The organism is Actinomadura sp. BRA 177 (assembly GCF_013372625.1).
GTDB lineage: Bacteria > Actinomycetota > Actinomycetes > Streptosporangiales > Streptosporangiaceae > Spirillospora.
The window spans coordinates 1-12234 of the sequence record NZ_JABXFD010000193.1 but is presented as its reverse complement, the minus strand read 5'-3'; the positions used below and the strand labels follow the sequence as shown (position 1 = coordinate 12234).

At 73.4% G+C, this 12234-nt stretch carries 9 protein-coding genes; 3 read left to right on the top strand and 6 right to left on the bottom strand.

The features are described from left to right. Positions 1-146 precede the first annotated feature (146 nt). Together HUX53_RS06750 and HUX53_RS06745 are read right to left on the bottom strand one after the other, a co-directional pair. Positions 147-3092, bottom strand: a complete 2946-nt coding sequence (locus HUX53_RS06750; protein ID WP_176402297.1) for a helix-turn-helix transcriptional regulator — start codon at positions 3090-3092, stop codon at positions 147-149. A gap of 188 nt (positions 3093-3280) precedes the next feature. Further along, positions 3281-4549 carry a glycosyltransferase gene (locus HUX53_RS06745; RefSeq protein WP_176402296.1) on the bottom strand — a complete coding sequence of 423 codons (1269 nt, stop codon included), beginning with the start codon at positions 4547-4549 and terminating at the stop codon, positions 3281-3283. Positions 4550-4717: 168 nt separating this feature from the next. On the opposite strand from HUX53_RS06745, the gene HUX53_RS06740 reads away from it, so the two are divergent. Beyond that, a complete protein-coding gene (locus HUX53_RS06740) occupies positions 4718-5344 on the top strand; it encodes a histone deacetylase (protein ID WP_176402295.1) in 627 nt (208 codons plus the stop codon). A gap of 24 nt (positions 5345-5368) precedes the next feature. On the opposite strand, the gene HUX53_RS06735 is transcribed toward HUX53_RS06740, so the two are convergent. Continuing rightward, positions 5369-7018: a CocE/NonD family hydrolase gene (locus HUX53_RS06735; RefSeq protein WP_176402300.1), complete on the bottom strand. Its 1650-nt coding sequence runs from the start codon at positions 7016-7018 to the stop codon at positions 5369-5371. Between the two features lie 173 nt (positions 7019-7191). Between HUX53_RS06735 and HUX53_RS06730 the strand changes: the two genes are divergently transcribed. Beyond that, positions 7192-8268 carry a mechanosensitive ion channel family protein gene (locus HUX53_RS06730; RefSeq protein ID WP_176402294.1) on the top strand — a complete coding sequence of 359 codons (1077 nt, stop codon included), beginning with the start codon at positions 7192-7194 and terminating at the stop codon, positions 8266-8268. 4 nt (positions 8269-8272) lie between these two features. Here the strand turns inward: HUX53_RS06730 and HUX53_RS06725 are convergent, their stop codons facing one another. Further along, complete coding sequence (locus HUX53_RS06725; RefSeq protein ID WP_309237086.1) at positions 8273-8851, bottom strand: TetR-like C-terminal domain-containing protein; 579 nt, start codon at positions 8849-8851, stop codon at positions 8273-8275. A 110-nt stretch (positions 8852-8961) separates the two neighbouring features. Here HUX53_RS06725 and HUX53_RS06720 point away from each other — a divergent pair, with 110 nt between their 5' ends. Further along, entirely contained in the window at positions 8962-10380 is a 1419-nt protein-coding gene (locus HUX53_RS06720; protein WP_255204999.1) for an MFS transporter, read from the top strand. 1 nt (position 10381) lies between these two features. Here the strand turns inward: HUX53_RS06720 and HUX53_RS42440 are convergent, their stop codons facing one another. After that, complete coding sequence (locus tag HUX53_RS42440) at positions 10382-11230, bottom strand: ATP-binding protein (protein WP_309237085.1); 849 nt, start codon at positions 11228-11230, stop codon at positions 10382-10384. A gap of 70 nt (positions 11231-11300) precedes the next feature. Then, positions 11301-11990: a 1-acyl-sn-glycerol-3-phosphate acyltransferase gene (locus tag HUX53_RS06705; RefSeq protein WP_176402292.1), complete on the bottom strand. Its 690-nt coding sequence runs from the start codon at positions 11988-11990 to the stop codon at positions 11301-11303. Between the last annotated feature and the right edge of the window lie 244 nt (positions 11991-12234).

The following is a 12234-nucleotide window of genomic DNA, read 5'->3' as shown; positions in this document are numbered from 1 at the left end:
CCACCCTGCCGGTCAACTCTGCCAGCGCCTCGTCCCACGACACGACCTGATCGTAGGTGATAGGGGAAGTCACCCATGATCAACGGGCCGGCCAACCCAACAGTTTCAAGATCTGCGAATGTAGTACCGGCACCCCGACGCAAGATTCATATTCCTTCGCGGTGGGCTACGGCGGCGGCCTGGGTGCGGGAGGTGACGTTCAGCTTGGCGAGGATGTTGGAGACATGGACGCTCGCCGTCTTCGGGGAGATGAACAGCGTCGCCGCGATCTCCCGGTTGCCCAGCCCCTCGGCGACGAGTTTCAGGACCTCGCGTTCACGTCCGGTGAGGGACGCGAGCGGGCCGGCCAGGGCGGATTTCGGGCGGGCGGCGCTCAGGCGGGCGCGGGTGCCGAGGTCGCGTAGGGCCGACAGGAGGGGTTTCGCGGCCAGGCGTTCGGCGATCTCCACGGCAGAGCGCCACTGGGCCGCCGCCTCTTCCCGGTCGCCGTGCTCGGCGAGGGCCTCGGCCAGGCGCCAGCGGGAGCGGGCCACCTCGTAGACGAAGCCGCCGTCCGGGTCGCCGTAGGTGAACAGGTCGGCGGTCTTCCGCCACAGGTCCACGTCGTGGACGCCGCCGACGCGCCGCCGCTCCGCCTCCGCGCGGGCCAGCCACGCGGCGCCTTCGAGACCGAGCCACGTGCGCGGCTGCCCGTCGGAGGTGACCGCGACGACCGCCCTGGCCACCCGCAGCAGCTCGTCGCCCGCCTCCGCCGCCGACCGCGCCGCCGCGTCGTCACCGGCCGCGCGCGCCCTCGCCGCGAGGTCGGCCTGCGCCCACAGCCCGGTCGCGGCGATCCGGATCGCGCCGACCGTGTCGGCGTAGAGGCCGTGGAGGACGTCCTGGACATGCTCGATCGCGGCGCCGGGGTCGCCCCGCCACAGGGCGTGCTCGGCGGCGAGCCCCCGCGCGATGTAGTTGAGGAGCGCGTCCTGATCCAGCAGCGGCGTGATCCACCGCAGCCGCTCGTCCACGCCGGGGTTGCCCTGCGCGACGTCGACGAACAGCGCGTACGCCGACACCTGCGCCTCGTACGGCCGGACGACCTGGACGGCGAAGCCGTCCGCCAGCCGGTTCGCCTCCGTCCAGTTCCCCGTCGTGTAGTGGACGAGGTAGCGCAGCGAGCGCAGCACCGTCCCGTACGTGCTCCAGCCCAGCCCGTTGTCGAGGGCGAACTTCACGCCCTCGTCTGCGGCGCGGATCGCGCCCGCGAGATCGCCGCGGTCGAACTTCGTCCGCGCGTAGTGGAACGCGGCCCGCATCGCGCTCATCGACGTCTCGTCGTTCGCGGCGGCCAGGTCGCGGGCCTTGGCGAACACCTCCGCGACGCCGGTGTCGGCCTCCCGCGACTCCCGGTACAGGCCGAGCGTGACCAGCAGGCTCGACTCGGCGCCGACGGCCCCGGCGGCGCGCGCCTCCCCGACCGCCTGCTCGGCCAGCGCGGGGAGTTCGCCGTCGGCGTCCCGGTAGAGGAGCGTCCGGGCGTAGGTGGCGAGGGCGTAGGCGCGCTCCTGCGTCGGCGGGTCGGCGGGCAGCATCGTGACCGCCTCCCGCGCCACGGCCTGCGACTCCGCGTCCTCGTCGATGTCGCCGAGGAAGGCGGCGAGATGCTCGCGGATGGTGGAGCCGAGCGCGACGTCGCCGGGGTCGGCGACCTCCAGCAGGCGGCGCAGCCGGTGCACGGCCCGCCGCAGCTCCCCGGCCCGCGCGGACGCCTTCGCGGCGGTCAGCGACAGCCACATCCGGTCGATGCCGGCGGCCTCCTGCGGGCCGGGCACGGCCTCCCACAGCTCCAGCGCCCGCTCGTAGTGCTCGAACGCCTCGGCGGGCGCGCCCAGCCGGTCGGCCTCCCGGCCCGCCCGGACCGACGCGGCGAACGCGGCCGGCAGGTCGTGCGCGGCGAGGCTGTGGTGGGCCAGCTCCGCCGCCGACCCCCGCGTCCCGTCCGGCAGGTCCGTGAGGAGGCGCGCGAAGTCGGCGTGCAGCCGGGTCCGCTCGCCCGGCAGCAGGTCGGCGTAGACGGCCTCGCGCAGCAGCGCGTGCCGGAACGTGTACCCGGTCCCGGACGGGACGAGCAGCTGGTGCGACACGACCTCGCGCAGCGCCTCGCCGACCGCCGCCTCGTCCAGCCCGGACACGCGGCGCACCAGCTCGTCGTCCACGCGGCGCCCCGCCACCGCCGCGACCCGCACCACCCGCTGCCCGGCGTCCGACAGTCGCTCCGCCCGCGACAGCAGCAGGTCGGCGAGCCCGGACGGCAGCTCCGCCGGCTCGTCCCGCAGCACCGGGTCCGCCGAGTACAACTCGCCGGCGTAGAAGGGGTTGCCCTCCGACCGCCGGTGCACCCGGTCCACGACTTCCGCCGTCACCGGCGCCGCCCCGCGCGACAGCTCCGCCAGATACTCGGCGGTCTCGCCGGGGCCGAACGGCGGCACCTCCACGCCGGTCACGTTCGGCAGCCGCAGCAGCTCCGCCACGACCGGCCGCAGCGGATGCCGCCGGTGCAGGTCGTCCGACCGGTACGTGCCGACGAGGCAGACCCGCTCGCGCTGCAGGACGCGGCACAGGAACGTCAGCAGATGCCGGGTCGAGCGGTCGGCCCAGTGCAGGTCCTCCAGGACGAGCAGGACGGGCCGGTCCCGCCCCAGCTCGCCGAGCAGCCCCAGCACCGCGCCGAAGAGCTGCTGCTGGCCCAGCTCGGACGCCGCGCCCGGACCGCCGTCGCCGTCCGGCAGCAGGCGCCGCAGCACGGGACGGGCGTCGAGCGCGGCGCGCACCTCGTCCGCCTCGGGGGCGTCGGCCTGCGCGGCCGTCCACAGCGCGTCCGCGAGCGGCAGGTACGGCATGCTCTCGCCCAGCTCCGCGCACTGCCCGACGAGCACCGCGCCGCCCTCGGCGCGCGCGGCCCGGGTCAGCGCGGCCACCAGGTGCGACTTGCCGACGCCCGCGTCGCCGCTGACCTGCACGGCGCCGGCGGCCCCGGCGGCCGCCCGCTCCAGCGCGGCGGTCAGCTCCGCGAGCTCCGCCGCCCGCCCGATCAGCACCCTGCCCATTCCGCCGAGTATCCCACCGGCCGCACCATGCACGGCCCCGGATCCAGCGACGACCCGGGCTGAGCATCCACCGGGCGCAAAGTGCACGGGCCCGGATCCAGCGAGGACCCGGGCTGAGCATCCACCGGGCACAACGTGACGGGCCCCGGATCCGGGGAGGGATCCAGGGCCCGCAGGGGCGGTGCGTGTCAGCCGACCAGGGCGGGGGTCCTTTCGGCTTCGCGCTCCGCCGCGTCCTCCGCCGCCGGCTCGGGCTCCGGCTCGGGCTCGGGAACGGGCAGCACCTTCAGGTAGGCGCGCAGCGTCTCGGCGGCGATGCGCTCCAGCGAGTAGCGGGAGCGGGCGCGGTCGGCGGCTGCGATCGAGTAGCCGTGGAGCGTGGTGTCCTCGGCCAGCAGGTGCCGGACCGCCCGGCCGATGACGACCGGCCGCCCCGCCGGGACGTGCAGCCCGGTGATGTGGTCGAGGACCTCGTCGGCGTTCCCGCCGGCCGGGGTCGCGACGACGGGCACGCCGCAGGCCATCGCCTCCAGCGGCACCGACGGGCACGGCTCGTGCGGCGCCAGGCAGAGCACCAGGCTCGCCGTCCGCAGCAGCTTCGGCAGGTTCTTGTGCGGCAGCCGCCCCAGGAAGATCACCCGGTCGGCGACGTGCAGCTCCTTGGCGAGCAGGCGCAGCCGGTGGACGCCCTGGTCGCTCTCCAGGTCCTCGCGGTCGGGGCCGCCGGCGACGGCCAGCTCGGCGTCCGGGACGTGCACGAGGGCGCGCAGCGCGGTCGCGACGTCGCCTGTCTCCAGGTCGTCGCAGATCATCACGAGGCGGCGCCGGTCGCCGTGCGGCAGCGCGGGGCCGACCTGCGCGAAGTGCTCGCCGTCCACGCCGTAGGGGACGACCGAGACCGACGGGCGCGGCACGCCCATCCGCACGACCTGGCCGGCCTCCTCCGCGTGCCCGGCGAGGACGATGTCGGCGTCCCGTCCGATGGCCTTCTCCAGGCGGTCGCGGTGCGGGTGCACCCGGCGCCCGGCGCGGCGGTCGGACGCGGCCACGCCGTGGTAGCTCTGCGCGAACGGAATGCCCAGCTCACGCGCCACGGCGCAGGCGGCGAGCCCGCCGATCCAGCCGTGCGCGTGGACGATGTCGGGACGTCCGGCACCCGTCCAGCGGCGGCGCAGCCCGTCCGCGAAGTCGCGGATGTGCTGCAGCAGCTCCTCATCCGACAGCGGGCGGGCTGGCCCGGCGTCAAGATGGACCAGGGTGGCGCCCGGGGCGAGCCGGACACGGCCGCGGGCGGACTTGTCCTGCCGCCGGGTGTAAACCGTGACCTGGTTCGGCTCCCCGTCCGTGGCAAGGGGACGAGTGAGCGAACGAGCGAGATCCCGGACGTGGACGGACTGCAGGTGTTCGCCGTCAAGGTCGGAGGCGGACACGAGAGCGATGTTAAGCGTGCGGTGCATGACGAATCCTCCGGGACAACACAGGGGAAGCACGGAGGTATCTGCGTCGTAGACACCTGCTCGATCAGTTTCATATCCGGTGGCACCGGCCGTCAAACCCGGCGAAACGCCATCCGGCCCGCCAGGGCCCCATCAAACCACCCGCGACCTGCGGTAATACTGGTTCGAATGAGCGACGATCCGATCTGGTACGTGGCCTACGGCTCAAACCTCTTCCGTGAAAGATTCCACTGCTATCTCGCCGGCGGCACCCCGCGCGGGAGCACCCGGCACCACACCGGCTGCCGCGATCCCCGCCCGCCCCGCGCCGAGCAGTCGATCACGGTCCCCGGCGGCATCTACTTCGCGCACACCTCCCTGACCTGGGGCGGCGGGATGGCCTTCTACGACCCGGACCTGCCGGGCCGCGCCGCCGCCCGCGCCTACCTCCTCACCCGCCGCCAGTTCTGCGACGTCCTCTCCCAGGAGATGCGCCGCGACGCCGGCGCCGACCACGACCTCTCCGAGGCCCTGGCCCGAGGCCGCCAGCGCCTCGGTCCCGGCCGCTACGAGACCGTTCTCAAGGTGGGCGAACGGGCCGGCCACCCCATGCTCACTTTCACCTCACCGCACCCGGCCAGCCCAAACGCGCCCACCGCGCCGTACCTCACGATGCTCGGCAACGGCCTGCGCGAGGCTCACAGCTGGCCCGTGGCCCGCGCCGCCTCCTACCTGGCCGCCCGCCCCGGCGCCCGAGGAGCCTGGACCCCGCAGTCGATCACCGCGCTGCTAGGTTCCGCCCAAGAACGTCGGTGACATCGCGTGAGACCCGCCCTCGCCCTACTCCAAGCCCTCCGCGTCCGTTAGGCGGACGACGGGGAGGTTGATGGTCGAGGGGTGGGTCGGGTCGTGGAAGATCTCCTGGTCGGCGGTGAGCATTTCGGTGGCGGTGCCTATGGGGGCGCCGGTGCCCGGGTTGCGGGCCACGCGGGGGTAGGCGCCACTCGCCACCTGGACGCGGATGCGGTGGCCGGCGCGGAAGCGGTGGCCGGCGGGCCAGAGTTCCACGGCGACGTGGCGGATGCCGTCGGCGTCGGCCGGTGGCGTGCCGGGGACCAGGCGGCGCATGCCCTCGCAGAGATTGAGGGATTCGCCGTCGGGGGTCACGTCGCAGAGGCGGACGACGAAGTCGGTGTGGTCGCGGTCCGAGCGGATGTGCAGGTCGGCGGTTACCGGGCCGATGATCTCCACGTCCTCGTCCAGGACGGCGGAGGTGTAGGCGAGGACGTCCCGGCGGCGTTCCAGGCGCTTCTGGTCGGTGGACGGGCGGGTCTCGCCGAGCAGGGTGGGCCCGCCGAGGAACGGCGTCGGGTGATTCGGGTCGTAGCGGTAGGTGTCGGGGTCGGATTCGGGCGGCGCGTCGGGGGAGAGGGCGCCGGCGGGGTGCAGGTGCCAGCGTTCCTCGCGCATGCCGGGGACGGGCCAGTCGGGGAACTCGCGCCACTCGTCCGCGCCGGTGATGTACAGCCGGACGGGCTGTTCGCGCAGGTCGGACGGGTCGTCCAGGAGGTGCGCGCGGAACCAGGCGACGGAGTCGGCGACCGAGCCGCGCATCATGCGCTGGTCGGCGTGGAACCAGGGGCCGATCGTCAGGTAGGGGCGGCGGCCGGCGGCGCGCAGGGCCGCGTAGTCCTTCATCTGCCACGGCAGGAAGATGTCGTACCAGCCGCCCGTCATGTTCACCGGCGCGGTGACCTCCGACACGGCGGGGCTGAAGTCGCGCTTGTCCCAGAACGGCGTGTCGGGGCCATTGACGAGGAGTTCCTGGAAGAAGCGCTGCTGCGCGCCCGTCGCGAGCCGGTCGAGTTCTTCCAGCGGACGTCCGGAGAGGGTGGCGCGGCGGGCCCGGCGCGGCGACATGATGCCCGTCGTGATGCCGGACAGGGAGTTCTTCATCCGCGCGGTCAGGTCGACCCAGATGAGCGCCGATTCGAGCGCGAAGGTGCCGCCGACATTGACGGCGTCCCGGAACGTCGAGGCGGTGACCTGCATCGACAGTGCCTTCAGCTCGGGCCCCGCCTCGGCGGCGACGGCCCACTGGACGTAGCCGAGGTAGCTGGGGCCGTGCATGGCGAACGTGCCGCCGAACCACGGCTGTGATTTCAGCCACTCGATGGTGGCGAGCCCGTCCTCCCGCTCGTCCAGGGCCTCGAAGACGCCGCCGGACCCGAACCCGCCGCGGACGCTCTGCACCACGGCCTGGAACCCGTGCGACGCGAACGCCTGCCCGCACATGAGGCCGAACGGCCCGCGCCGGCCGTAGGGGGAGCGGACGAGCACGGTGGGCGCCTTGTCGACGTCCACCGGGGCGTACCGGTCGGCCAGCAGCTCCACGCCGTCGGCGGCGGGGACGGCGAGATCGCGCTCGACCGTCACCCGGTGGGGGCCGTTCCGCAGTCCGAGCGCCGTGACCCCCAGCCGGCGCATCATTCCCACGCCTACCACCTGGCCGATCGTAACGGCCAGGTCGGCCGAACCCGGAGCCACACCTGCGTGATCTGCCTCGCAGCACTCCGGGTCTTCACTACGATCGAGGACGCGTAACACGGCAAATCGGGATCTTGCGGGCCGCGACGGCCCGCGGAGGGAGTGGTTTACGCGTCATGGGTGACCTGGGCGACCTGAGCTGGACGCGCGTCATCGCCGCCGCCGTCGTGATGGCGGTCGCGCTGTCGATCGCCGTCCTCCTGCGGCTGCTGACCAGCCGGCTGACGCGCCGCGCGGGGGACACCCGCTGGGCGTGGGACGACCTCGCCGCCCGCCTCATCCGGGACCTGGCGATGCCGCTGTCGGTGCTGCTCGGCCTGTGGACGGCGGCGAAGGTGCTGGAGCTGCCGCGCGGCACCCTGGACGTGATCGCCAAGGTGCTGACGGCGGTGACGATCCTGGTGGTGTCGCTGGCGCTGGCCCGGCTGATCGCGGCGTCGGTGACCTCGATCGCGCTGGCCCGGCAGGGCGTCGCCGCGAACGTCACGATCTTCGCGAACATCACCCGGGTGATCGTGCTCGGCATCGGCGTCCTGGTGATGCTGCAGAGCATCGGCGTGTCGATCACGCCGCTGCTGGGCGCGTTGGGCGTCGGCGGTCTCGCGGTCGCGCTGGCCCTGCAGGACACGCTCGCCAACCTGTTCGCGGGCGTGCACGTCCTCGCGTCCAAGACGATCGAGCCCGGCGACTACATCAAGCTGGCCACCGGCCAGGAGGGGTACGTCGTCGACATCAACTGGCGCAACACCTCCATCCGGACGCTGTCGGACAACATCGAGGTCATCCCGAACCAGCGGTTCTCGGACACGATCCTCACCAACTACCACCGGCCCGCGCAGGACATGTCGGTGCTGGTGTACGCGAAGGTGGCCTACGAGGTCGACCTCGACGAGTTCGAGGAGCTCCTCATCCAGGTCGGCCACGAGGTCATGAAGGACGTCCAGGGCGGTGTCGCCGACACCGACATCTTCGTGCGTTTCGACGACTTCAACGACGCCACCGTCGGGTTCCACGTGATCCTGCGGTCCAGCGAGTTCGGCGACCAGTTCCGCATCAAGCACGAGTACCTGAAGCGCCTGCACCGGGCGATCCGCGAGGCGGGCATCGCGCCGCCCTACTGGCACCACCGCGTGGTCATGGACGAGCAGGCCCGCACGAACGGCGTCCCCCGCAAGGACGAACTGGCCCTCTGACCCGTCACGGCCGGACGAGCGGCATCATCACCTCGTCCACGACCGAGGCCACGTAGGCGTCGTCGAGGGGGCCGCCCTCGACGAGGTTGAAGTAGACGATCACGGCCGGGCCGACGTTCGCGACCTGCCGGGTCGCCGCCCCGGGCCGGATCTCGCCGCGCTCGGCGGCCGCCACCAGCGCCTCGTACAGCAGTTCCCGGACGGGCGCGGACAGCCGGTCGTGGACGACCTCGTGCACGATGCCCTTGCCGTCGTCCGACTCCTCCTTCAGCACCTTGAACGCGGCGCCCCGGCAGGCCACGAGCGTGTCCCGCGTGCAGGTGAGGATGGTGAGCAGGTCCTCGCGGACCTTGCCGGTGCGCGGCGCGGTCGGCGGCTCGGGCAGGACGTGCTTGAGCGCGTCGGTGATCAGCTCGTCCTTGGACTTCCACCGCCGGTAGAGGGCGGCCTTGCCGGTGCGGGCGGCGGCCGCGACCCCTTCCATGGTCAGCCTGGCGTACCCCACGGCCTCCAGCTGGGCGAACACCGCGTCGAAGATCGCCGCCTCCAGGTCGCCGCCGCGGCGGCGGGTGGCCGGGGTCACGCCGCACTCCCCAAAATAGTGAACGCTAGCGTTCTCTTTCGCGCGCATCGGTGGTACGTTCCCCACATAGTGTACGTCGCCGTTCCTTAAATCCCGGGAAGGTCCCGCCTTTGACCGCGTCCAACGAGCGGACGGCCGCAGCCCCGGAGTTCACCGCTCCGGGTGGGGCCGCCGCCTCCCATCATCGCCCAGGAACCGTCCTCGCCGTCATCGTCGGCTGCCAGCTCATGATCGGCCTGGACAGCTCCATCGTCACCATCGCGCTCCCGGAGATCAAGGACGGGCTCGGCCTGTCCACCGGGGGCCTCGCCTGGATCCAGAACGCCTACATGCTCGCGTTCGGCGGCCTGCTGCTCCTCGGCGGGCGCGCCGGGGACGTGTTCGGCCGCCGCCGCACGTTCACCGCCGGGGTCGCGCTGTTCACCGCCGCGTCCTTATGCGGCGGGTTCGCGGACGCGGGCTGGTGGCTGCTCGCCGCCCGCGCCGCCCAGGGCGTCGCCGCCGCCGTCGCCGCGCCCAGCGCGATGGCGCTGATCGCCGTGAACTTCCAGGGCCCCGCCCGCGTCCGCGCGCTGAGCGTCTTCTCCGCGGTGACCGGCGCGGGCGCGGCGATCGGCATGCTCGCCGGCGGCGTGCTGACCGAGGCCGGATCCTGGCGGTTGGTGTTCTTCGTCAACGTTCCGTTCGGCCTCGTCCTGCTGCTGGTCGCGCCGCGCGTCCTCGCGGAGACCGAGCGCCGCCCCGGCCGGTTCGACGCCGGCGGCGCGGTCGCCTCCACGCTCGGCATGACCGCGCTCGTCTACGCGCTGATCAGGGCCGGATCGGACGGCTGGGACGACGGGCGGGCGCTCGCCGCGTTCGGGCTCGCCGCCGTCCTACTGACCGCGTTCGTCGCGATCGAGAGGGTCGTCCGGCAGCCGGTCATGCCGCTGTGGCTGCTGACCGGACGCGACCGCGCCGCCTCCTACCTCGTCCAGCTGTGCCTGACGGCGGGGATGTTCGGCGCGTTCTTCTTCCTCACCCAGTACCTGCAGCAGGTCCTGCACTACGGGCCGCTGCGCGCCGGCGCGGCGTTCCTGCCGATGGTGGGAATGCAGTTCGCCGTCGTCCGGCTGGCGCCGCGCCTGATGTCGCGCGCCGGCGCCCGGCCGCTGATCGTCGCGGGCACGGTCCTGCTCGCCGGCGGCCTGCTGTGGCTGTCGCGGCTCTCCCCGGGGGACGGCTACGCCGCCGGGCTGCTCGTCCCGTTCATGCTGATGGGCGCGGGCGGCGGGCTGGCGATCCTGCCGCTGAACGCGACGATCCTGGCCAGCGTGGAGCCCGAGCAGTCGGGCGCCGCGTCCGGGGTGGCGCAGACGATGCTGTGGTCGGGCGGGTCGCTGGGCTCGGCGGTCATGGTCACCGTCTACGGTTCCGTCTCGTCCGGCCGGGACATCGTCCACGGCATGGAGGCGGCGTTCGCGACCGGCGCCGGGTTCGCTGTCGCGGCGCTAGTGGTCGCGGTGCTCGTGCTGCGCGTCCCGCGGTGAGTCAGGCGGGCGGGGGAGCCGCCTCGTCGAACCAGGCGAGGAACTCGGTGTTGCCGAACATCCGCGCCGTGTCGGCGGCGGACGGCGACCCCGCCCGCGGGTCGGCGCCCGCGTCCAGCATGGCCCGCACCACCCCCGCCTCCTTCTTGAACACCGCGCCCGCGAGGGGCCGCTGGCCGCGGTCGTTCGCCCGCTCGGGGTCGGCGCCGCGCGCCGCGAGGGCCCGGACCGTCTGCGGGTGGCCGTGGTAGGCGGCGAGCATGAGCAGCGTGTCGCCCCGGTCGGTGCACAGGTTCACCGGCACCCCGGCCTCGACGTAGTCGACGAGCCGCCGGGTCTCGCCGGTCCGCGCCAGCTCGAACAGCCTGGCCGCGAAGTCCGCCGCCTCCGGGTCGGTTCCGGTCATGACCGGAACCCGGCTGTCCGCGGTGAGCAGCCCGCCGAGGCTGTCCTCCCCGTAGCTCAGCCGCTTCTCCAGGGAGACCAGCGCACCGTCCTCGGGGAACGAGCGGAACCGCACGTCGTCCGCCAGCGACCGCATGATCAGCAGGCCGCGGCCGTGCTCGGCGGACGGCTCCGGCCGCGGCACCCGCTCGGCGTCGAACCCGGCGCCCGAGTCGATCACCTTGATCACGCAGCGGCGGTCCTGGATGGTGGCCCGCACCGTGTAGTCGGCGCCGTGCTCGGCGTGCTTGATCACGTTGGTGCACGCCTCGGTGAGCATCATCTCGATGTCGTCGCGGATGTGGTCCTCGACCCCGAGCGCGGCGAGCGCCGCGTCCAGGAGCCTCCGTGTCGCCGGGACGCTCGCGGCGTCCCGCGGAAGCTGGAGGTCCAGGCTGATTTCCACATCATCTCCGTCCGTCCCCCTGAATCGTGCCCTTTCGGTCACGCTCAAACCCGGGCCGGACGGCCTTCGGTCACTCCGCCTCGGCGGGCCGGGGCGCGTAGTCGTCCACATACTCCTGGCCCGACAGCCCCTGGATCGCCTCCATGATCTCGTCGGTGACCTGCCGCGCCGCCTTCCCGCGCGGGACGCCGTCGCCGCGTCCGCGGAAGTCCATCGGCGGGCCGATGCGCAGCCCGATCCGGCCCGGCTTCGGGACGGCCTGCCCGCGCGGCTGCACCCGGTCGGTGCCGAGGATCGCGACCGGGACGACGGGCGCGCCGGTCCGCATCGCCAGCCGCGCCACGCCCGTCCGGCCCCGGTAGAGCCGCCCGTCGGGGGAGCGGGTGCCCTCCGGGTGGATCGCGAACACGCCGCCGCGCTCCAGCACCGCCGCCGAGGTGTCGAGCGCGTCCAGCGCCGCCCGCCCGCCGGACCGGTCGACCGCGATCGCGCCGACGCTGCGGAAGAACGTCGCCGTGGCGCGGCCCTTCACCCCCGCCCCGGTGAAGTACTCGTACTTGCCGAGGAAGTGGACCCGGCGCGGCACGATCAGCGGCAGGACGAACGAGTCGAGGAACGCCAGATGGTTCGCGGCGAGGATCACCGGGCCGAGCCGCGGGACGTGCCGCAGGCCGCTCACCCGGGGAAGGAACGCGGCGCGCATCGCGGGCCCGAGGACGACGTACTTCATCAGCGGGTAGATAACTCGTTCGGGATCCATGTCCGAGAAGGCTATGGGGGGCGCCGTCCCCGCCGCCGTTGGCGCCCGATACAAACCGGGGGGCCTGGATCTTGTAGGAATCCGCACTGGCGGGGGACGGCCGGGCGGTCAGCCGGCGGCGGCGGACGCGTTCAGCTGCCGGATCACCTTGCGGACCGCGGGTGCCGCCGGCCCGCTGCGCGCCGTCAGCTCGTCGATCCGGCGGCACCCGCGGTCCGCCCGGTTCCGTCTCCTATACACATCT